At 65.4% G+C, this 21,890-nt stretch carries 15 protein-coding genes, 1 tRNA gene and 4 pseudogenes; 4 read left to right on the forward strand and 16 right to left on the reverse strand.

The features are described from left to right. Positions 1 to 117: 117 nt before the first annotated feature. A pseudogene (locus V5F84_RS11495) lies at positions 118 to 303 on the reverse strand (transposase); the annotation flags it as partial. After that, the gene (locus tag V5F84_RS11500) at positions 294 to 1,250 is read right to left on the reverse strand and encodes an IS481 family transposase (protein ID WP_509277075.1); all 957 of its coding nucleotides are present in this window, start codon (positions 1,248 to 1,250) and stop codon (positions 294 to 296) included. The gene V5F84_RS11500 and the pseudogene V5F84_RS11495, both read right to left, overlap by 10 nt. Positions 1,251 to 1,341: 91 nt before the next feature. On the opposite strand from V5F84_RS11500, the gene V5F84_RS11505 reads away from it, so the two are divergent. Continuing rightward, positions 1,342 to 1,629, forward strand: a complete 288-nt coding sequence (locus V5F84_RS11505; RefSeq protein ID WP_509277077.1) for a hypothetical protein — start codon at positions 1,342 to 1,344, stop codon at positions 1,627 to 1,629. Between the two features lie 162 nt (positions 1,630 to 1,791). Next, the gene (locus tag V5F84_RS11510; RefSeq protein WP_394046896.1) at positions 1,792 to 2,436 is read left to right on the forward strand and encodes an alpha/beta fold hydrolase; all 645 of its coding nucleotides are present in this window, start codon (positions 1,792 to 1,794) and stop codon (positions 2,434 to 2,436) included. 430 nt (positions 2,437 to 2,866) lie between these two features. Here the strand turns inward: V5F84_RS11510 and V5F84_RS11515 are convergent. From V5F84_RS11515 to fdnG, 14 genes and pseudogenes are all read right to left on the reverse strand, one after another. After that, positions 2,867 to 3,097 (reverse strand): annotated as a pseudogene (locus V5F84_RS11515) (integrase core domain-containing protein); the annotation flags it as partial. Between the two features lie 31 nt (positions 3,098 to 3,128). Continuing rightward, a pseudogene (locus V5F84_RS11520) lies at positions 3,129 to 3,557 on the reverse strand (IS3 family transposase); the annotation flags it as partial. Continuing rightward, the gene (locus V5F84_RS11525; protein WP_394045643.1) at positions 3,542 to 3,841 is read right to left on the reverse strand and encodes a hypothetical protein; all 300 of its coding nucleotides are present in this window, start codon (positions 3,839 to 3,841) and stop codon (positions 3,542 to 3,544) included. The gene V5F84_RS11525 and the pseudogene V5F84_RS11520, both read right to left, overlap by 16 nt. A gap of 786 nt (positions 3,842 to 4,627) precedes the next feature. Continuing rightward, positions 4,628 to 6,967: a DNA-directed RNA polymerase gene (locus tag V5F84_RS11530; RefSeq protein WP_394045641.1), complete on the reverse strand. Its 2,340-nt coding sequence runs from the start codon at positions 6,965 to 6,967 to the stop codon at positions 4,628 to 4,630. Between the two features lie 82 nt (positions 6,968 to 7,049). Beyond that, a complete protein-coding gene (locus V5F84_RS11535; protein WP_394045639.1) occupies positions 7,050 to 7,463 on the reverse strand; it encodes a hypothetical protein in 414 nt (137 codons plus the stop codon). Between the two features lie 1,168 nt (positions 7,464 to 8,631). Continuing rightward, positions 8,632 to 9,162, reverse strand: a complete 531-nt coding sequence (locus tag V5F84_RS11540) for a hypothetical protein (protein ID WP_394045637.1) — start codon at positions 9,160 to 9,162, stop codon at positions 8,632 to 8,634. A 185-nt stretch (positions 9,163 to 9,347) separates the two neighbouring features. Then, positions 9,348 to 9,443 (reverse strand) — tRNA-Sec (locus tag V5F84_RS11545). Positions 9,444 to 9,587: 144 nt separating this feature from the next. Further along, a pseudogene (gene selB, locus V5F84_RS11550) lies at positions 9,588 to 11,408 on the reverse strand (selenocysteine-specific translation elongation factor); the annotation flags it as partial. Further along, a complete protein-coding gene (locus tag V5F84_RS11555) occupies positions 11,405 to 12,247 on the reverse strand; it encodes a tetratricopeptide repeat protein (RefSeq protein ID WP_394045635.1) in 843 nt (280 codons plus the stop codon). The pseudogene selB and the gene V5F84_RS11555, both read right to left, overlap by 4 nt. Beyond that, the gene (gene selA, locus V5F84_RS11560; RefSeq protein ID WP_394045633.1) at positions 12,234 to 13,670 is read right to left on the reverse strand and encodes an L-seryl-tRNA(Sec) selenium transferase; all 1,437 of its coding nucleotides are present in this window, start codon (positions 13,668 to 13,670) and stop codon (positions 12,234 to 12,236) included. The genes V5F84_RS11555 and selA overlap by 14 nt, the downstream gene beginning before the upstream one ends. Positions 13,671 to 13,680: 10 nt before the next feature. Next, the gene (gene fdhE / locus V5F84_RS11565; RefSeq protein ID WP_394045631.1) at positions 13,681 to 14,610 is read right to left on the reverse strand and encodes a formate dehydrogenase accessory protein FdhE; all 930 of its coding nucleotides are present in this window, start codon (positions 14,608 to 14,610) and stop codon (positions 13,681 to 13,683) included. A 156-nt stretch (positions 14,611 to 14,766) separates the two neighbouring features. Beyond that, positions 14,767 to 15,459: a formate dehydrogenase subunit gamma gene (locus tag V5F84_RS11570; RefSeq protein ID WP_394045629.1), complete on the reverse strand. Its 693-nt coding sequence runs from the start codon at positions 15,457 to 15,459 to the stop codon at positions 14,767 to 14,769. Then, positions 15,456 to 16,397: a formate dehydrogenase subunit beta gene (fdxH, locus tag V5F84_RS11575; RefSeq protein WP_394045627.1), complete on the reverse strand. Its 942-nt coding sequence runs from the start codon at positions 16,395 to 16,397 to the stop codon at positions 15,456 to 15,458. The genes V5F84_RS11570 and fdxH overlap by 4 nt, the downstream gene beginning before the upstream one ends. 13 nt (positions 16,398 to 16,410) lie before the next feature. After that, entirely contained in the window at positions 16,411 to 19,497 is a 3,087-nt protein-coding gene (gene fdnG, locus V5F84_RS11580; protein ID WP_394045625.1) for a formate dehydrogenase-N subunit alpha, read from the reverse strand. Between the two features lie 555 nt (positions 19,498 to 20,052). Here fdnG and V5F84_RS11585 point away from each other — a divergent pair. Together V5F84_RS11585 and V5F84_RS11590 are read left to right on the forward strand one after the other, a co-directional pair. Then, complete coding sequence (locus V5F84_RS11585; protein ID WP_394045623.1) at positions 20,053 to 20,670, forward strand: TlpA disulfide reductase family protein; 618 nt, start codon at positions 20,053 to 20,055, stop codon at positions 20,668 to 20,670. Continuing rightward, a complete protein-coding gene (locus V5F84_RS11590) occupies positions 20,667 to 21,779 on the forward strand; it encodes a transglutaminase-like domain-containing protein (protein ID WP_394045621.1) in 1,113 nt (370 codons plus the stop codon). Before V5F84_RS11585 ends, V5F84_RS11590 begins: the two co-directional genes overlap by 4 nt. Positions 21,780 to 21,890: the final 111 nt, after the last annotated feature.

Genomic DNA, 21,890 nt, shown 5'->3' on the forward strand with positions numbered 1-21,890 from the left:
TTGGGCGACGGCAAGGTGGCCATCGCGCACTCTTTCATCGCGCAACTCAGGACTGATCCTCCCCCGATTTGGTGGACACCCATGTTAGCTTTTGCGAGCTTCAGAGGAGTGTTCGATGTCGATCATCACGATGTCGCCGTCATAGGCTTTCGAGACCGCTTCCAACAGCCGGTCCCAGACCCCGGCGGCCCGCCAGCGCACGAAGCGGTTGTAGAGGGTTGTGCGCGGACCATAGCGTTCCGGCACATCCCGCCACGGCGCTCCGGTGCGGAAGCGCCAGAGGATGCCGTTGATCACCCGGCGGTGTTGAGTCCCAGCATGTCATGGCTTGGTTGACGGACGAACAGTTCCGGCTTTTCGGAGCTGATTTGTTTGATGGCCTCAAGCGGGGTCTTGAAGCGGAGGGCCTTGAGCTGCTTGGCGTAGTTGTAGGCCAACAGCCAGTCCCGAACGTGGCGCCTCAGATCGTTGATCGAGGCGTAGTGGAAGGCGCGGACGGTCGCGTCCTTGATGGTGCGAACCATCCGTTCGGCCTGCCCGTTGGTCCAAGGGTGATACGGCTTGGTGAGCCTGTGCTCTATATCGTGTTCGGCACAGACGCTTCCGAAGACGTGGGCGACGGAGCCGCCCTTGGCCCTCTTGTCGTGCTGGACGAACTGAACGCCGTTGTCGGTCAGCACCGTGTGGATCTTGTAGGGGACCGCCATGAGAAGAGCCTTGAGGAAGCCCGCCGCGACCAGCTTCGTCGCCTTCCGGTAGATCCTGGCGAAGACCAGCTTGGATGTGCGGTCGACGGCCACGAACAGATAGGCCTTGCCGCCCTCGTAGCGCAGTTCGGCGATGTCGAGGTGGAAGTAGCCGATCTCGTAGGCTTTGAACCGCTTGGGTTTTTCGCGATCGGCCTTAGGCAGGCGAGAGATGCCGTGCCGTTGAAGGCAGCGGTGCAGCGATGAGCGCGTCAGGCGCGGGATGACGTCCTTCAAGGCGACGAAGACATCGTCGAGCGGCAGGCGAGCCTGCACGCGCAGAGCGACGATCGCCGCCTCCTCAATGGCTGAGAGGGTCGAACTGTGCCGCTCCTTCGGGCCCATCGGCTCGTCTGCCACTGTCCGGCGGGATCGCCACTTCCTCACCGTCTTCTCGTTGATCCCGAAGCGTCGCGCGAGTTCCGCGGATGAAGCTTGCGATCGCTGTAGCTCCGCTCGAACGGCGTGCGTGGTCTTGGCGCTCCCGTGAAGAACCTGGCCCATAGCGTGTCCCTCTCCAACGGAGATAACGATACGCCATCACACTGTGGGACTGAACACCTAGAATGGCAGGATGCCGGAACTTACACGCCGCATGACCTACCCAGGCGATAAGCATGCCACCCGGGACTGGTCGATCTTCTACGGGGATATCGGCGTCGGTCGGATCATGCGCAAGCAAGGATCTCCGCATGCCGAAACGCAGTGGCGCTGGTCGTGCGGCTTTCACCCCGGCCGGCACCCGCGAGACAACCTAAGCGGCGACGCCATGACGTTCGACGACGCGCGCGAGGCATGGCTAAAGGCTTGGGCGTCTTACCTGCCCGACTGCACGGATGAGCAGTTCCAAGAGTACCGGGCGTGGCACCAGCACCGATACTGAGCTCACGCGCACCGGCCCAAAGACCATATGCCCGCGACGCGAGGGTCAGACCCCAAGAGTGGGTCGGCTGGGGTGGGTATTTGGAATGACCACAACAAGGTAGAGGGTTGAATTTGCAGGCCGCCTCAAGGTATAATCGTGGCTCCGATGACGGAGGCTGGAATGGACATGGAAAGCGGACACGTGATTTGGGAAAGACACTCGCCAGATCGATTAGCAATCGTCTTCGCTTACATTGACTTGCCTGTCGGAATTCCTGCCCACCACAATTTTCTCGCCGGGTCTGATTGTTCGCGCCTCTATCTAAACCCTGGACGAAATGACTGGTACCAGAACGGAATTCCTACGTTCTCAGATTCTTTCGACGCAACCGTAACCGCAATCTCGACCGCTGCATCAACTTATAAAGAAATCGTCTGCGTGGGGCACTCGATGGGTGCCTACGCGGCCATCTCATTTGGGTTATCAATCAAGGCCGCTCGCGTACTTGCCTTCGGCCCCGAAATAGTGCTCCGAAAACCCGGATCGTACAGTCATCACTATCTCAAGGACGGAGACGTAAAACGGGGAGATATCAGAGATTTGCTTGCGGCGAACACAACAACGTCAATCAATGTGGTTGCCGGACGCCAAGAGGCGGTCGATATGGCAGCAGCTGCAGAGATTCTTACATTCCCCCTCACGCACGTTTACCCCGTCAACTCGTCGCACGCAACAACATTGCATCTACGCGATACGGGGCAGCTGACACCACTCCTACATTGCTTCATCCGCGGTGACGATTTGACAAGCGTATTGGATTCGTAATGCCCCTCTATCTTATTAGTCTCGGTGAAACGCACGCGATGAACGTTGTGTTGATATTCAACCTGGTGGGGCTGGATACTATTAGCATGGTTTATATCAACACGAATTCGACGAGTAAATCGGCTTCTCGTCGGCTATGTGTTGGGGCCAGTCATGGCATTTTAAGCGTTTTTCGCCGCGCTGGTTACCTTTATGCCAAAGTGAATTTATTTCGAAGCCCACCTCGTTTGGCCCGATCCACTTTCTTAGCATAAAATTTTGTACCTGATGCGCCGCCAGCTCTAAGGTACATCGAACCTTTGGGTAGCAGTAACCTTCCCTTCAGGGCTCCCGTTGCCGCTAAGAATGGTTGTCGATCCAGTGATGGTGTCTGACCTGAGCCCCATTTCTCCTCCGGTTTAGGCGAGAGTCCGAGGGTTGATTTGTGGCCTCAGGCGGCCACGGTTTCCAGTGCGATTGTTGCGGCGAACTCAGTGGGGGATCGGTGGCCGAGCGCCGAATGGGGTCGGTTCAGATTGTCGTCCTCCTTCCATGATCTGATGGTGGCGCGCGCCTGCGCCAGGTTCGAGAACAGGGTCTCGTTCAGGCATTCGTCCCGGAACCGACCGTTGAAGCTCTCGACGAAGCCGTTCTGCATGGGCTTGCCGGGAGCGATGTAGTGAATAGCCCCGAGTTTCGTAGACGCCGTCGGGCTACGTATTTTGCTGCCGTTCGAACTCCACGGGTGACAGCATCCCGTTCCTGACGTGCTTGCGCTTGGGGTTGTAGAACATCTCGATGTAGTCGAACACGTCCTGCCTTGCCTCTTCGCGCGTTCGGTAGGTCTTGCGGCGGATTCGCTCCCGCTTGAGCAGATTGAAGAAGCTCTCTGCCACCGCGTTGTCGTGGCAGTTCCCGCGCCGGCTCATCGAGTGCTCAAGATTGTGGTGCTTCAGGAAGGCAGCCCAATCCATGCTGGTGAACTGGGAGCCCTGATCCGAGTGAACCAGGACCGTGGTCTTCGGCTTCCGTCGCCATACCGCCATGAGCAACGCCTGCAGCACGACGTCGGTGACCTGCCGGCTCTGCAGTGACCAACCAATGACACGGCGGGAGAACAGGTCGATCACCACGGCCAGATATGGGGCCTCGCCGCCGCCACCCTGTCCCCACCACGGCCAACGCTCGGCCAACCGCCGATTTCGTCGGCCTCCTCGAACATCTCCTTCACCAGCTCCTCAAGCCGCTCCTCCTCCCGCTTCGCGGCCATCCCTTCGGGGTCAACCCCAAGATCAGGCGCGAAGTACGCGGCGAGCATCGCCAGGGCCTCCAGCCGGTCCTCATGCGTGAGCGCATCGCGCTCCCGCGTTAGGTGGCTGTACTGGTAGAAGAGCGAGTAGCGGTGCCGCGTCTCCTCGGCGTCCATCGCCAGGACGGACCTGTAGTCCGCCTCAATGACTTCCGAGTTGATGACGAGCCGGTGGCTCTGAACATCAGCACGGAGGCGAGGGTGTTAACGCACCACGCTCCAATGCTCTGGTTGTTATCCTCCAGCTTCTCGCCGGTCTTGTGGCCCTCCGGCGGGAACACGGAGGGGATAGTCAGGGTGGCCATGTCCCGCGCCGTGGCGAGGGGGGCGGTCCTGGTGCTGGAGAGGCGGGAGTAAACGTCCTCCGCCTTCTCCCCGCCCAGGGAATACACTGCGTCCAAAAGGGTCTCCTTGGCCTACATCCGCAGGCCGGTGCCGCCCGCTGTTGAACCGGAGGTCGCAAGCGTGCGGTCAACCCGGAAGGAGGGGCCTCCGAGTCCGAAGGTGCCTTCCTCTTCCCGCTTGCGGCGGGAGCCCACTACGGTCTCCTCCGGCAGGGGCTCGGGTGCTGCGGGGGCCGGGGCGGGGGTTGCCGCTACGGTCTGTTGAATTTTGGGGGCTCGTGCCGTGCACATGCTCACATCCGAAACTGGACGCCGCTCCCGCCAGTAACAGACGGGGCAGTGGGATTGGTGGGAGTGGGGCTGGCCTCAAAGGGGTCCTTGGGGGCCACCTCGGGCTCGGCCTTGCGGCTGGAAACCTTGACCGACTTGTAGTCCTCTTCCAGAGGGTACGCGGCCGGGTTCACCGGGGCGGTGGGCTGGCTGTAGGAGCCACCTCCTCCGACACACATGATGATCTCCTAGGGCTTGTCATCGCGGAGGGCTTCAAGCTCCTCAACGCTCATGTCTTCGATGTCCCGCTCCGGCTCTTCCCATAGAAATGCCGAACGACGAACCCCGAGGGCGTGACCCAATAGATGGGCTGGTTACCCTGGGCCGCAGCCTTGGCGCACTTCTGGAGCCATTCCATGGTGAGGACGGCGCCGGCCACCTTCTCGGTGACTGCCGCCCAGAGGTGCGTGACGGCAAATCCCAGGAGCTTCCCAGCCCACGCACGGTCCCGCTTCTGCTCCGCTTCCCACTCGGTGGGCTTGTACTCGTCAAGCCATTCGCGAAGATAATCGAAGTAGGAGTCTCGGGTCCCACCGTACGGCATGATCATCACTTGCCGCTTGGTGAATGACCGGGGTATGTCGTGGTCTAGGAGGTCCAGCCACCAAGTCGCCTTGGCGCCTTCCTCCCCTCCCGCCGCAGCGACGACTTCGAGCTTGCGTTGCAGGCCGCCAGAGACCTCCTCCGCAATCTTGTCCATTTCATTGGAGTCTTCGAGGTCCGGTGAGTGGCCCCGTGCAACCTCCTTGTATATGTCCCGAGGGGTCGGCCCCGGTACGAGGTTCACGGCGGCCCCGCCCACCTCGTCGCGGACCATTGCGGAGAGGTGCTGGAGGCCATTGCAGGTCCCGTCCACGCGGATGGGGAGGGAGGAGAGCATCCCCTCGCCCTCATCCAGAAGCCGGACCCACTCCAGGGTTGCGGCGAGGGCCTGCCAGGGGTCGCCTGCTTCAGCCCATTGCCGGTTTTTGATGGGGTTCTTGGCGATTGACCTCCATGTCCGTTCCTTACCGAAGACCCACTTGATGCGGTCGTCAAAGGACACCTTGTCGTTGCCCCAGACGTTGGCAACGTGGATGGCCAGCCACCCAACCGCCTCACCCTCAACGGGCTTCGCGGCGTCGTCAGCGAAGGTGAGGAGGCCCCGTGCAAGGTCGCGACCCTGGGGCTGGAGGTCCTGCGGTATGGGGTACATGCGGCCCCGGAAGTCCAGCATGTGGGGGAAGTAAATGGCCGGCTCGTCCCGGAGCCTCTGGGCAATCTTCAGAGTCCTGTCCGTGGAGAGGACGTGAGATATCCGCCGCGCGTTCTTTCGGTGCACCAGCGAGGCATCCCGCTTCCACCGCCGCAGGGCTTCGGCTTCCGGTGGTTCCTCGTCCTTCTTTCGGGTCTTCTTCCACGCCGCCCGGACCTCAATGTCCTTGAGGACATCCTCGGTCTGGTGGGGGAGGGGTGCCTCCTCCTTGCTGGGGAGCCCAGCGATGGCGAGGTCTTTGTCCCAGACGTGGATTGCCACATCCAGGACCGCCGTGTTGATCTTCCAGCGGGTCTCCTGGAGGGCGTGGAGGGCCTCGTAGACCTTCGGCATGTCGATAGCGTCATACTCATCCGCCGCTCGGTGCCGCTGGTGCTCCTGGTGCGCCTTGAAGCGGATCAGGGTGGGGGTCCGTGCGTTGGGCGTGTGGTAGCCCCCGGAGCGGGTCCCTTCCCAGCGCTTGGGCGGGATGACGGTGGGCAGATAGACGGGGCTCATCACCTCCGCCCGATCCATCGCCCCGGCCAACCACTTGAGGAGTTCGGGCTTTGCCTCAAGGACCAACTTCGGGCTCTTCACCTTTCCGGGTTTGAAGACATGCTCGGCGTCCGACCCCACGGTGAACTGCCCCGTGTGACGGATGAGGATATTGATGAGGTCCAGGCCGATGCGGGTTCGGACGTACTCGCTCCAGTCTTGCCATTCAAGCGGCTCGCGCAGGAGCTTGTTGAAGCGGTGGATGTTCACCCGCTTGATGTGGATGGCCGTCGCCTTGTCCTTGCGGAGGTTCCGTTGGGTCTTCTGGAAGACCATCTTGTCCTTTGCGAAGGCGTCCTTATTCTCGGCGTAGAGCTGCTTATCCCGCGCCTCCCACGCCTTCATCCGGGCCTCGTGCTCCAGCGCCAAGCCAATCTGCTTCGCGGCTGTCATGAGGCCAACCTGTCCGATGGTCATGGCGTCCAGAACGTGGCGAAGGGTGAGGTATCCGCAGAGATAGGGGTCGGCGGCGCGGATGTACGGGTAAGAGACAACCTGGAGCCCAGCACCAATGCGTCGCTGGTGGTGCCCCACATCCCGCATCCATGCGCGGATGCCATCGGCCATGTCAGGGAGCCACTTCTCAATGAGGTCCCTGTAGGGCTTCAGCCCTGTCATTCGTGGCTGGCGAACCGTCCCGTCAGCCTGCGTCCCTCCGCGAGCCTTGGCGGCGGCCTCACGAAACCGCTCGGCCCCTCCGTCCCGCATCTCAAGTTCCAGCGCGACTTGCTCCTCCCACAGCGGGTGTTCTGTAGGATCATCCCCCAATGTCCACATGATGGTCCTCTCATGGGTCTAATGGTGGGGCGGGGCGGTGTGTCCCGTCCCTCCCAGCTTCGACACGGTGGTGAGGGGTTCGCTACTTCGCGGTGGTCTTCTTGGCGCGTCCCTTGGGGGCGGCCGGCGCGGGCTCGGGGGCTTTCTCTTCCGGCGCTGCGGGCCCTTCAGGCTCCACGGCCTCGGTTTCCGGCTTATCGACCCAGACGTGTACGTCGTCGCCCACCGTACGCATGACCAGCATGAGGTCCTTGCGGCTCTCGTCCTTCTCCTGCCAGTTGCGGAAGTGGCCCCGGATGCGCTCTCGGGCTTTGACGACAGTGTAGGTCTCGGGGTCGTAGCCACGCTCGTTGACCCAGAAGTCCTTCGTGACTTCGATCATCCCGTCTCCGGCCACCTCCTTCATGTCGTCCCACGGGAACGGCAGAGCGGTGGTGCCGAAGCGTGCGGTGGCGGGGATGGCTACGCCGCGCTTAATCTCGAACTTGTACGCCATGACTTCTCTCCCAAAAAGTTGGTGAACGTGCGGGTTACTGGTGGGTTTGCTTCTTTGCGGGGACCGGGAAGCGGCCCTTAAGGACCACCCCCGTGGTTTCGCACCTGCGGACTTCCACCCGGTAGAGGTTCCCCTTGGGGTCCTCCTCCAGGTAGGACTTGAGGAGGGGGTGTCCAAGGAAGCCCTGGACGGTGTTGAGAGGCGTATCCGCCATGGTGTTGGCTCTCTGGGTTTTCATCAAGCCTCTCCCTCTGTTTCAACCTCGCGGAGCATGCTGTCCCTGTGAAAGGCCAACATCCTCTCCGCGCTCTTCTTCCAGGCACGGAGTCCTCCTCTCCCCAGGAAGTGCTCCGTGTATATGACCACCCTGTCCGTTTTTGGGGTGGGCCAGATGTCCCACACCCAGCTCGCCTCCACGGTTCCAGCTTGTCCCTGCACTAGGCGGAGACTGCCATTGGGTATGAGGGGGCTGAGGATGCCCAAGGGGATGCGTCACGCCGCTGCGGCCTCCCTCACCTGGGCAACCGCTCCGCACAGGCTGGTTGCCTCCACGTAGGCACAGAAGCCCCCGCCCCGTGTCCACACGGCATAGACCCTGGAGTGTCCCCAATAGGCGCCTCCACGGTCGTAATAGCCGTCCCCCCCCCCCCCGCAGTGGCGTGCGTGGAGCTTGCTCGCTCCGTCATACATTTCGGGGCTGTGCCCGTGCCTGCCCATGTCCGCGAGTGCCTGCCGCTCCTCCTCAGTGAGGACGGGTTGCGGTTCAACCGCCGCCATCGCCTTGCTATTGAGGCCGCTACGGTTGCGCTTGGGGTGCTTCGTGGTCGTGGCCTGAGTGCTCATTGTGTATCCGTCTTTCGTATCCATCTGGCGTATCCACATTTCGTATCCTCACCAGACTCGATGGCGAGTCGCCGCGTCAAGAGCCTTTTTCGTCTTGGCGCAATTTTTTTTGAGAAATGAGCATCCATGCGGCTTTGCGGCAGGCATGGCGAGGTGCTCACGCCCCTGGAGGGGCGGGAGGAGGAGACCACACGGGCAGGGAGGGAGGGCAGGGAACCAGGGCGCGAAGTGACCGCGTATCCTGCCACTGATGGTATCAGACCCGAGAGGGACATGGTGCGCTTGCCTAGAGCGCTAGGGCGAATTCCCTAGCTAGGCCAAGCCCCTAGTAGTCCACGCGCGGCGTCTCCGGTATGTAGTGCTCGAAGAGATACCAGAACGGGCTTTCGCGGGTCTCGGCGTACCAGTTCTCGAACGCCGCCAGGGCACCGGCGGGATCGACGCCGGCAGGATCGGCACCGGCGGGGTCGGCGCTGGCGGGGTCGCTTGCCGGATCGTCCGGCGTGCCCGCGTCCGGGGCGTGCCCCGCTTCGGCGGGATGCGCGGCGGCGAACAGGGCGAGGGCGACCGGCGCGAAGCGCGTGAGCACCGCGTCGCGGGCATCGCTTGGATCGTCCCAGCCGAGACGGGCGCGCAGGTGCGCCTGCACCGCCGCGACCGCCAGTTCCGGCGTTTCGGCCCCTTCGGCGAGGGTGGCGAGGGTCGCCATCAGATTGCTGCGGCGATAGGCGTGGGCGCGGGCATTGGCGAGCGCGACCGCGCGCGCCTCGGTTTCGCGCCGAAAATCGGCCTCGGCCTGCTCCGCCGCGGCCGCGGACCTCTCCAGGCTCGCCAGGTAGGCTGAAAGCGTGGTCATCGCCGTCCTCGCGCGGTCTTGGCGGCTTCTGATCCCTGGGCTTTCGGGGCGGCCTTCGGGCTTGCGGGTTTCGGGCTCGCGGGTGTCGGGCCGGGCGTTTTCAGCCCCTGCGCTTCCCCCTCAAGGGCGTCCGCGCCGGGGCGCCTTGGGGATGCGCCGCCCGGCGCGCTCTGCGGAAGCGGGTTTGGCGGAAGAGAGTGGGAGTCGAACCCACCAAGGACCGGCTCGCGGCCCCTCCCGGATTTGAAGTCCGGACGCCCCACCAGGGACGCTTCTCTTCCAAGGGTTTGCGGCGTTCCCGCCGGTTGCTGCGCCGGCGCATCATCGCCCATGGGGCGGAACAGGTCCAGCCGATGGGGATTGATGCGCCGCAGATCGCCCCGGCGCAAGGTCACGCCGTGACGGTCGAAGAATTCAAGGATCTGGATCGCCACCTTGCGCCCGTTATCCACCTCGTCGCGGAACTGCGCGGCGGTGAAGCTGCCATGCGCGGCGCCGAGGCGGGCGAGGATCTCCACCATTTCGGCGACCGTGGCGCGCAGGAAGAAATGATCGTGCGCGATCTCGTCCACCCGGCCCATCCGCCCGAGCAGCTTGAACATGCGCCGCACGTCTGCTTCGGGCTGGGCGCGCAGATTGGCGATGTCGCGCACGCGCGGCGGGCGGAAGCGCTCCGCGCCCTGGAGCAGGGGCAGCGCCTGCGCCCACAAGGCTTCGTCGCGCGCCGTCAGCCGCACCTCGAACTGCGCCCGCCGCACCCAGGCACCGTCGAGCGCGATTTCGCCGGCGCGTGCCATCGTCTGCAAGGCGGCGAGGAAGGCGGGGGCGGGAAGGCGAGGGGACAATTGCAGGCGCAGGCGCTCGCGCCCCATGCCCGCCAGATCGGGATTTTCCGCGTGATAGGCGTCGAGCCGCTCGAGCAAGGCGTCGTGCAGGGCCTGCCAACGCCCGGCGGAAAGCGCGAGCGACGTCTCGCCCAGGGGCAAGCGCACGAGATTCAGGGCCTCGGCGATGGCATCGGCTTGCGAGGCAGCCAGGGCGCGATCGCGCACGAAGGCGGGCAGATCCAGATAGAAGGGTGCGGTCTCGCACAAGGCAAGCACCGCATCGCGCGGGTCGCGCAGGGCGTGGGCGGCGAGCTGGGCGATGCGCTCGGGGCTGCGGCGCTTGCGGCTCGGCGCGCGCAGATCGAGAAACAGCCCGCCGCCGATGGTGCGCTGGGCCGAGGTGTCGCGCACCACATAGCGATCACCCGCCGCCGCGGCGATGGGATGCTCCAGCACCAATTGCACCAGGCCGCTCTCCCCCGGTGCGAGGCTGTCGCCGAGCAGGACGACGCGGGCGCCCACCTCCCGCGACGCGGTGTGCAGGCGCACGGGAAACCACTGGCCCACCCCCTTGGCCTCGCTCGCGAGCACGCTCAAGGTGGCGTCGATATGGTCGCAGGGCGCATGCAGGCTCGGGTCGAGCACCACGTCGCCGCGCGCGATGGCGTCCTTCGTGATGCCGTCGCCGACGAGATTGAGGCCGCAGCGGTCGCCGGCCCGGCCTTCCTCGGCCGGCTTGTCCTGGGCGCGGATGGAGCGCACGCGCGCGGCAAGGCCGGAGGGGCTGACGATCACCCGGTCGCCCACGCGGACCACGCCGGAGAGCACGGTTCCCGTCACCACCGTTCCCGCGCCCGAGAGGGTGAAGGAGCGATCCACCGCGAGACGGAACCGGCCGGAGGCGGCGCGCTGCGCCAGATGCGCGGAGGCGTCCACCAAGCGCTGGCGCACCTGCGCCACGCCCTCGCCGGTGAGCGTGGAGACGGGCAGGATGTCCGCGCCTGCGAGCGCCGTTCCCGCGAGCGTGGCCGCGATCTGCGCCGTCACTTCCGCGCGGAGCGCATCGTCCACGAGGTCGGCCTTGGTGAGGGCGACCAGCCCATGGGAGACGCCGAGCAGATCGACGATGGCGAGATGCTCGCGCGTCTGCGGCATCACCCCGTCGTCGGCGGCCACCACCAGGAGCACGAAATCGATGCCGCTCGCCCCCGCCAGCATGGTGTGGACGAAGCGCTCATGGCCGGGAACGTCGATGAAGCCCAGGGTCTCGCCGTTCTCCAGCGGCAGATAGGCGAAGCCCAGATCGATGGTGATGCCGCGCGCCTTCTCCTCCTTCAGGCGGTCGGTATCGACCCCCGTCAGCGCGCGCACCAGGGAGGTCTTGCCATGATCGATATGCCCGGCGGTGCCGATGATCATGGCAAGGGCTCCGCGGCGGGCAGGGGCGGGGCAAGGGGCAAGGTGGCGCGCCGTTCGGCTTCCGCCTCCTGTTCCGGGGAGAGGGTCGCGCGCACCGCATCCAGGAACGGCGCGGCAAGGCTGCTGCCGCCCTGATAGCCGCGCAGGAGCCATTCGTAGGCGGCAAGGGGATCGCGCGGCGCACCCGAGCCGATATGATGCGCAGCGCCGAGCATGGCCTGGCCGTCCGCATCGCCGCGCTCGGCGCCGCGCCGCCACCAGCGCACCGCCTCGGCCGGGTCGCGCTCGACGCCGAGGGCATTGTGATAGAGCATGCCGAGGCGCGTCATGGCGGACGCGATGCCCTGGTCCGCCGCCAGCTCGGCGAAGCGGCGGGCCGCGACGGCGTCGAAGGGCACGACCTCGCCTTCCAGCAGCATCCAGCTCAGCATGTCCTGCGCCGGCGCATCGCCCTGGTCGGCCGCGAGGCGATAGAGTTCGGCGGCGCGCGCATAGTCCTGCGGCGCGCCTTCGCCCTTGAAATAGAGCGCCGCCAGATTGCGCTGGCCCACGGGATCACCGTTTTCCGCCGCCAGATGCAGCCAGCGGAAGGCGAGGTCGGGATTGCGCTCCACGCCGAGGCCCTCGGCGAAGCAGGCGCCGATATTGTTCTGCGCCCGCGCAACGCCGGCGCGGGCCAGCCCTTCCCACAGAAAGAGCGCGGTCTCGTAATCGCCCGCCTGCGCCGCCGCGAGCGCCTCGGCCATGCGCGCATCGGGATCGGCGGGCGCGGCCTGCGGGTTCTGAGGGGATGCGGCCGGTGCGGACTTGCGCCCGCGCAGCAGGTCAAGCCATCCCATGGGCCGGCTCGTCTTTTGGCACGCAAAGGTGGGCGATCGCGGCGCGGAAGCCCGCTTCGTCCAGCAGGCAGCGCAGATCCAGCACCAGCGCGCCATCCGCGATGCGGCCGATGACCGGGACCGGCAAGGCGCGCAGCGCGCGGGCCAGCGCATCCAGCGCCCGGCCGCTGCCGTCGGCGGGCGTGATCGCGAGGGCGACGCTCGGCAAGGTTTCGAGCGGCAGCGCGCCGGACCCGATCTGGCTCTTGCAGGGGACAATGGAGGCCGAAAACGCATCGCCCAGCCGCTCGGCGACCATCGGCAGCAGAGCCTCAGCCAGCGCCTGCATCTCCGCGAGCGGCCGTGCGAGCAGGCGCAGCGTCGGCAGGCGGGAGGCGAGCCGGTCCGGATCGCGATAGAGCCGCAAGGTGGCTTCCAGGGCCGCGAGGCGGATCTTGTCGACCCGCAGGGCCCGCTTCATTGGGTTCTTGTTGACGGCGGCGATCAGGTCGCGCCGGCCGACGATGAAGCCGGTCTGCGGGCCGCCCAGCAGCTTGTCGCCGGAGAAGGTGACGATATCCGCGCCGTCCTCGATGCTTTCCCGCACCGTCGGCTCGTGCACCAGGCCATGGCGCGCGAGGTCCGCCAGCGTCCCGGAGCCGAGATCGTGAAACAGCGGCACCTCGCGTTCATGGGCGATGTCGGCGAGCGCGCGGGGGGCCACCTCGGCCGTGAACCCCTCGATGCGGTAGTTGGAGGTGTGCACCTTCACCACCAGGCCGGTGTCCGGGCCAATAGCGCCGACATAATCCTTGGGGTGCGTGCGATTGGTGGTGCCGACCTCCACCAGCGTGGTGCCGGCGCGGGCCATGATATCCGGCATGCGGAAGGCGCCGCCGATCTCGATCAGCTCGCCGCGCGAGACGATGGACTCCTTGCCGAGCGCGAGCGTGTTGAGCACCAGCAGCACGGCGGCGGCATTGTTGTTCACCACCGTCGCGTCCTCCGCGCCGGTCAGTTCGCACAGCAGGGCGCGCACATGATCGTCGCGCTCGCCGCGCTTGCCGCTCTCCACGTCGAATTCCAGCGCCACTGCGCTGCGCATGGCGGCGGTCGCCGCCGCGATCGCCTCTTCGGCGAGAATGGCGCGGCCGAGATTGGTATGAAGCACCGTTCCGGTGAGGTTGAACACCGGGCGCAGGCTCGGCTGCGCCCGTGCCTCCAGCGCCCGCAGGGCCGCCCCGGCGATCTCCTCCACCCCGGCGGGCGGGGTGCCGGACCGGGTCGCCGCGCGCGCGGCTTCGAGCGCGGCGCGCACCGCCTCGGTTGCCGCGGCGCGGCCGTGACGGTCCAGCGCGGCGCGGGTCGTCTCCAGCTTCAGCACCTGGTCCACCGAGGGAAGCGCGCGCAGGGCCTCGCGCAGGGCGCTGGCGGGATCGCTCATGATCGCCGCCTCAATAGCCGAGCAGGAACGGGTTGAAGGTCTCGCGCCGATAGGGGCCGTCCCGCATCAGCAGATCCAGCCCGAGCCAGGCCACGTCGTCGGCCACCGGCTCCGCCGCCGGGTCCTTGCTCAGATAGAACAGCTTCGTGTAGGCGTGGCAGGAATCGCAGGTCTCGGCCTTGGCGGCGCCGGAGGCGCCTTCGACCTCCTGCAAGCCGATGCCCTTTGTCGAGCCGCACAGCACGCACCGCACCCGCACCTGGTTCCACAAGGTGCCGCACAGCGAGCAGGCGCAATAGCGCGCGCCGGGCGCGCTCGGCCATTCGACGATCAGGCTCGCCACCGGCGGGGCGCCGCAGCAGGGACACAGGCCGTCGCCGAGCGGAACCAGCGCCTTCGCATCGAGGCGCGCGGAAAGGCGGGCGAAATGCACCTGGAGCGCGGCGGCCACATAGATATGCTCGGCCATGGCCTCCACCGGAATGGAATCCGCCAGCACGTTCAGGATCATGGCTTCCCGGGCGAGCGGGGGCGCGCGCAGGACCGCATCGAGCGCGACGGCGGCCGCATCGGGCTTTTCCACGGCGCCCATGGCGTGAAGCAGCCGGTCGAAGGTGGTGCCGAAGGCATCGTCATAGGTGAATTGCGTGCGGTCCAGCGGCGGCATTGCGAACTGCGCCGAGCGCTCGCGCGTCGCCGTGTCGGGCAGGACCGGCTCGGGCAGGCCCTTCTGGATATCGTGCTGCGCCTGCACCAGATCGGCCAGGAACAGCAGGTAGGGCCGAAGCTCGCTGTGGGGCGCCAGATCGCGGAAGCGCTGGGCGCGTGTCGCGAACAGGGCGGTGGGATCGGGAAGAACGGCCAGGGGAGGCTGGGCGATGCCGCCAATGACGCTCGGATCGGGTTCGATGGCGCCCGGACCGCTGGAAAATTCTGACATGCCACTCCTCACGAACCCCACGGGCCACGTGGCGCAAACTCTGGGATAGAAGCGAAAAGAGGGGCGGAGACGCCTCGTCGGCACTCCACCCCGATGCTTTGTCTGACCTATGTGCCGGCGCCCGGGAGTCAAGGGGCGTCGGCTCGACGCCCTTGCTCACTCCGCCGGCGTGCGGCCCGGCTTGTCCTTGGAAACCAGCTCGCGCAGCCATTTGCGATGGTGGCGCCAGGCCCATCCGCCGGTGACCTGGCCCTTCGTCATGGCGCCGATGGTGCCACGAACCCAGATCGCCGCATAGACGTGCACGATCCACACGCAGATGATCGCGATCGCCGCCAGGGCATGGACGAGGATCGCCACCCGCTTCTGCGGAATGGTGGTGAACTGGTAGAAATACTGGTCCCACACGGCAAAGCCGCTGGAGATCAGCACGATGATGAGGAAGGACATGCCCCAGAAGACGAACTTCTGGCCGGCATTGTACTTGCCCACTTCCGGCAGGCGCTCCTCATGGCCGCCCAGCACGTCGCGGATGCGGGCGAGCCAGGTGCCGTCCTCGGCCTTCCACAGGTTCGCCCGCCAGAAGCGGAGGAACAGGCCGGCGAAGGAGAAGAACAGGACCACGCCGATCCAGGGATGGATGGCGCGCGTCCACTGCCCACCGCCGAACAGGTTGGTGAGGAAGAACAGCGAGGGGCTGAACAGGGCCATGCCGGACAGCGCCAGCAGGATCAGGCTGATGGCCGTGATCCAGTGGTTGATCCGCGCCCCCACCGTATAGCGGTCCACCGTGACGGGGCGGCCCTTGTGGACCCCGTCGCCGGATTCGACGTCATACTCTGTGCTCATCGCGGGTCACTCCCGGTGAGTTTCTCGGCGTTCTCCTCGTCCTCGTTGCTGACCTTGTTGGGGCCGGCGACGAGATGGTGAAGCACGCCCGCAACGGCGGCGAGGCCGATGGCGGCGAAGCCGACGTACTTCGTCATGCCCTTCCAGATCTCGACCACCGGGCTGATGGTCGGGTTCTTGGGCAGGCCGGCGTAAATTTCCGGCTGGTCGGCGTGTTGCAGCACATACATGACGTGGGTGCCGCCGACGCCCGGCGGATCATAAAGGCCCGCATTGGCATAGCCGCGCGACTTCAGATCCTTGATGCGCCCGTCGGCCCACGTCTTCATGTCGTCCTTGGTGCCGAAGGCGATCGCCTGGGTGGGGCAGGCCTTCGCGCAGGCGGGCCATTGGCCCACCGCCACGCGGTCCGAGCACAAGGTGCATTTGTAGGCCTTGTGGTCCACTTGCGAGATGCGGGGAATGTTGAAGGGGCAGCCCTTCACGCAATAGCCGCAGCCGATGCACTTATCGTGGTCGAAATCCACGATGCCGTTGGAATATTGCACGATCGCGCCGGGTGCCGGGCAGGCCTTGAGGCAGCCCGGATCCTCGCAATGCATGCAGCCGTCCTTGCGGATCAGCCATTCCAGGTTCTGCGTTTCCGGATTGGTCCATTCCGTGAAGCGCATCAGCGTGAAGGTGTTCGGCGTCAGGTCCGGCGGGTTGGTATAGGTGCCGTTGAACGTCCCGATCTCCTCATGGAGATTGTTCCATTCCAGGCACGCCGCCTGGCAGGCCTTGCAGCCGATGCACTTCGACACGTCGATGAGCTTGGCCACTTCGGTCTGGCGCTGGGCGGGCGGCGTTATGGTGGACGCCGACCGACGGATCAGATCCTGCTGCCCGTATTTCGGGGCAACGGGGGCAACCGGGGGATTTGGGGCTGGGGGAAACATTATCTCACCTCCCTCACGCCACCGGCCCGGTCGAGGGCTCGATGTTGACGCAGAACGCCTTGAACTCGGGCGTCTCGATATTGGCGTCGCCCACGAACGGCGTCAGCACGTTGGCTGGGAAGCCCTTCTTGGCGGCGCCGACGAAGCCCCAATGGATCGGGATGCCGACGATGTGCACCGTCTTGCCGTCGCAGACCAGCGGCTGGATGCGCTTCGTCACATAGGCCTTGGCGAACACCGAGCCGCGCTTCGACCACACCCGCACCCATCCGGCGTTGGAAATGCCCTTTTCCTTGGCCAGCTGTTCCGAGATCTCCACGAAGAATTCCGGCTGAAGCACCGAATTCACATGGTTGTTCTTGGTCCAGTAGTGGAAATGCTCCGTGAGGCGATAGGAGGTCGCCGCATAGGGGAAGTCCGGCGAGCCGACTTCCGCGAACTGGGCGAAGTCGTCCTTGAACACGCGCGCCACCGGATTGCCCCGGATCTTGGGGGCGATCACATTGGCGATCGGGCTCTCGAACGGCTCGTAATGCACCGGGAACGGACCCTCGCGCATCATGCCCCGGGCGAACAGGCGGGACACGCCCTCCGGGTTCATGATGAACGGGCCGACGTCCTGCGGCTTCGCGGTGGGCGCGATGTCCGGCACGTCGTATCCGGTCCACTTGCTTCCATCCCACTCCAGCAGCTTGCGCGAGGGATCCCACGGCTTGCCATTGATGTCGGCGGAGGCGCGATTGTAGAGGATGCGCCGGTTGGCGGGCCAGGCGAACGACCATTTCAGATAGGCGCCGGTGTCGTCGGGGTCGGAATTGTCCCGCCGGGCCATCATGTTGCCGGCCTCGGTGAACGAGCCGGAATAGATCCAGCACGCGCCTGCGGTGGTGCCGTCGTCGCGGTAGGCCGCGAAGCCCGGCAGCTGCTTTCCAGCCTCCAGCAATTTCTTGGTCGGATCGTTCGGGTCCGCCACGTCGGAGACGACATAGCCGTTGAGCTCCTTGGTGAGCTCCTCGGGGGTCGGCTCGTTGGGGTCCTTGTAGTTCCAGGTCAGGTTGAGGATCGGGTCGGGGAACGCGCCCCCTTCCTTCTCGTACAGCTTCTTCATGCGCAGATAGATCTGCGACATGATCCAGGTGTCCGGCTTGGATTCGCCCGGAGGCGTGCCGGCGGCCCAGTGCCACTGGAGCCAGCGCCCGGAATTCACCAGCGAGCCCTCATCCTCCGCGAAGCAGGTGGTGGGCAGCTGGATCACTTCGGTCTGGATGTTGGCGGTGTCGGCCGGGTTGTAGACGCCGTGGTTTTCCCAGAAGCGCGCGGTCTCGGTCTGAAGGGGGTCCATGACCACCAGCAGCTTGAGCTTGGCGAGCGCTTCGGACAGCTTGGCCCGGTTCGGGAACGCCTGCATCGGGTTGAAGCCCTGGCAGATATAGGCGTTCATCTTGCCCTGCTTCATCAGCTCGAAAGCCCGCAGGATGTCGTAGGCCGGCACGTCGAGCTTGGGCAGCCAGTCGAAGGCGTAGTTGTTGTCCGCCGTCGCCGCCGGACCCCACATGGACTTCAGGAAGCTCACCATGAACTTCTTGTAGTTCTGCCAATAGCTCATCTGGTTCGGCCGCAGCGGCTTGAACCCGCGGGTCGACATATAGGTGGCGAAGTCGGGTTCCTTCTCCGTGGGCAGGGTCAGATAGCCGGGGATCATGTTCGACATGAGCCCGACATCCGTCAGACCTTGGATGTTGGAATGCCCGCGCAGCGCATTCATGCCGCCGCCGCGCACGCCGATGTTCCCCAGGATGAGCTGGAGCATCGCCATGGTGCGGATGTTCTGCGAGCCCTTGGAGTGCTGCGTCCAGCCGAGCGCGTACATGGAGGTCATGGTCTTGGTCGGCGAGGAGCATTCGCCGATCATCTGCGCCACCTTCAGGAACTTGTCCTTGGGCGTGCCGGTGATGCGCTCGACCATTTCCGGCGTGTACTGGGCGACGTGGGCCTTCAGCAGGTTCCACACGCACCGGGGATTTTCCAGCGTGTCGTCCACCACGGCATAGCCGTCGGCGCCGATCTGATAGTCCCAGGTCGCGCGGTTGTAGTCCCGCTTGGTCTCGTCATAGCCGGTGAACAGGCCGTCCTTATACTCGAAGCCGTCCTTCACGACATAGGTCGCGTTGGTGAAGGCCTTCACATATTCCCACTGCACCTTGTTGTTCTGGATGCAATAGTTGATGACGCCGAGCAGGAAGGCGATGTCGCTGCCCTGGCGGATCGGCGCGTAATAATCCGCCACCGCCGCGGACCGCGTATAGCGCGGATCGACGACGACAAGCTTCGCGCCACGGGTGGCTTTCGCCTCCGTAACCCATTTGAATCCGCACGGATGCGCCTCGGCGGCATTGCCGCCCATGATGACGACCAGGTCCGTGTTCCGAATGTCGGTCCACGAGTTGGTCATCGCGCCACGGCCAAAAGTTGGGCCCAAACTGGACACCGTGGGGCCGTGTCAAACCCGCGCTTGGTTGTCGAACACCAGCATGCCGGCGCTGCGTGCGACCTTGTACGTGCACCAGGCGGTTTCGTTCGTGGTGGCGGAGGCGGCGAGGAAGCCGGTGGTGACCCAGCGGTTCACCGTCACGCCGTCATTGTTCTTGGCGATGAAGTTCTTGTCGCGGTCGTCCTTCAGGACCCGCGCGATCTTGTCCAGCGCCACGTCCCAGCTGACCTGCTCGAACTTGTCGGAGCCGGGCTTGCGCAGCATGGGCGCGGTCAGGCGGGTCTTCGAATGCACGATGTCGAGGAGGGCCGCGCCCTTCGGGCACAGGGTGCCGCGATTGGTGGGGTGGTCGACGTCGCCCTCGATATGGGTGATTTCGGCTTTTTCGCCCTTTTTCAGATCGCCCTTGGAATAGATCAAGATGCCGCAGGCCACCGAGCAATAGGTGCAGGTGTTGCGCGTCTCAGTCGTATTGAAAAGGCGGAAGGGACGGATGGAATCCGCATAGGCCTGTTCTATGCCTCCGAAGCCGAAGGCTCCAAGAGACGTGCCCGCGATTCCCGCACCCGCCGTTTTCAAGAACTGGCGCCGCGAGAGCTCCATGTTCATCGAAGATAACCTCCGATAAGTGCCCCCAACGGGGGACAATCAAAAAGGGGAAAAATCACCCTTGTCCGGGATTCCGGCTCCTCAGAACGGTATTTTGGAATTGGAACCATGTCAAACTTCGCGAGCACAAATGCGCGTGTCGCAAGAAAATGAGACGAGGTTGTTCGCTTTTTACGCATCATGACTTGCAAGGCGACGCTGCGTCAGCGAAATGAAAACCAGATTTTTGCTGCAAATGCGAAGATAAACGCGCCGTTCGGCGGTGCCTCGTCGTTTGAACCACGAAATATTGATTGCGGGCAGATTGACCGGCCGAGGGGGCGGGCGCACCATCCCGTCGTGAACCTCACGGCGGCTCCCGCGGGTCGGGGCGATATTCTGGATGCTGCGAGTTGCCACCCGCGCGGTGGCATGGGCGATGTTGCGCGTCCGGCCCGGTTCTCCTTCTTTTCCCAAGGCATGAGCGCATTCCAAGGCATGAGCGCAGGCGGGCGCGGCGGCAGTCCGGCGCGGCGCGCGCCTTGGCGTCGGGCGCGTCTGCTCGATTTGCGGGCAATGACGGCCTGCGCGCTTTTCGCGTGCGCCCTGTTTCCGGCCGGCCCCGCGACGGCGGAGGCGCCGGGCGGGCGCCTGGAGCGTCTGGACGCTGCGTCTTCGCCCCCCTCCGCCCTCGCGATGGCGCCGCCCTTGGCGCTGGAGCGGCTGGTGCCGGTGGGCGCTCCGGTCGAGATCGTCGACCGTACGAGCTTTCGCGGACACGGAGTGCTGGTGCATTTCTTCGCCACCTGGTGCGAGCCCTGCCGGGAGGAATTGCCCGCCCTCAACCGCCTCGCGGGGCGCTTCGCCGGCCGGCCGCTGACCCTGCTCGCCGTGGACGTGGGGGAGGTGGATGCCCGCGTGCGCCGGTTCGTCGAGACCACGCCGGTCGCCTTCCCCATCCTGATGGATCGCGAGCGGCTGGCCGCGCGGGCATTCGATGTCAGCGTGCTGCCCGCCAGCATTCTGGTGGGGCCGGACGGGCGCGTGCGCGCGCAGGCGCAGGGCCCGGTGGACTGGGACTGCGCCGAGACCGACCTGACCCTCGCCGAGCTGCTCGCGCCCGCCGCCCCGCTCCTCGCCGCCCCGCCGCCCCAAGATTCCGTCAACACCCCTTCGGGAGGACCCACCCAATGATTACACGTCGCGACTTTGTGGTTTCCGGTGCGGCCTTCTCCGCCGCTGCCCTGCTGCCGCGGGGGGCCTGGGCGCAGAATGCCTTTGCGCCCCAGCCGGGGGCGTGGCGCAATTTCCAGGTGGTGACGCGCCTCGATGTGTCGAAGCCGGACGGCAAGAGCGACGGCCCGGTGCGCGCCTGGGTGCCGCTGCCGGCCTTCTCCGAGGACCAATGGTTCCGTCCCGGCGGCAGCACCTGGGCCACCAATGCCGCCAGCGCCCAGGTGGTGGGCGATCCCCAGTTCGGCGCCCAGATGCTGGCGCTGGAATGGGCGGCGAGCGAGCCGGCGCCCTCGGTCGAGATCACCAGCAAGATCGCGACCCGCGACCGCGCCGTGGACCTCTCCAAGCCCGGCAGCGCGGCACCGCTCGGGGAAAAGGAGCGCGTCACCTTCCTCGCGGCCACCGACCTCATCCCCACCGACGGCATCGTCAAGCAGACGTCCGACAAGATCACGTCCGGCGCCAAGGACGAGATCACGAAGGTGCGCGCCATCTACGAATGGATCGTGGAAAACACCTATCGCAATCCCGCGACACGCGGCTGCGGGGTCGGCGATATCGCGGCCTTGCTGAAGAGCGGCGATCTCGGCGGCAAGTGCGCCGATTTGAATGCCCTGTTCGTCGGCCTGGTGCGCGCCGCCGGCATTCCCGCCCGCGATGTCTACGGCCTGCGCGTGGCGCCCTCCAAATTCGGCTACAAGAGCCTGGGCGCGAATTCCGAAGTGGTGACCAAGGCCCAGCATTGCCGCTCGGAAGTGTTCCTCACCGGCTATGGCTGGGTGCCCATGGACCCCGCCGACGTGCGCAAGGTCGTGCTGGAAGAGCCGCCGGGAAAGCTGAGCATCGACGATTCCAAGGTCGTGGATGCCCGCAAGACCCTGTTCGGTGCCTGGGAAGGCAATTGGATGGCCTATAATATCGCCCATGACGTGGCGCTGCCCGGCTCCAAGGGGCCGAAGGTGGGCTTCCTCATGTATCCGCAGGCGGAGACCGTGGCCGGGCGGCTGGATTGCCTCGACCCGGACACCTTCCGCTATTCCATCCGCGCCACCGAGATTTCGGTGTGAGCCTTGCCGTGCCTTTCCGGCACGCGGAAAAAGCAGCCGTCGTCCCCGGGCGCGTCCCGGGGATCCACGCCCCGCAAATCGCGGCCGCCTCGCCCGGCCGTGTCGTGCGGC

Source organism: Roseixanthobacter liquoris (assembly GCF_043195135.2).
Lineage (GTDB): Bacteria > Pseudomonadota > Alphaproteobacteria > Rhizobiales > Xanthobacteraceae > NCEH01.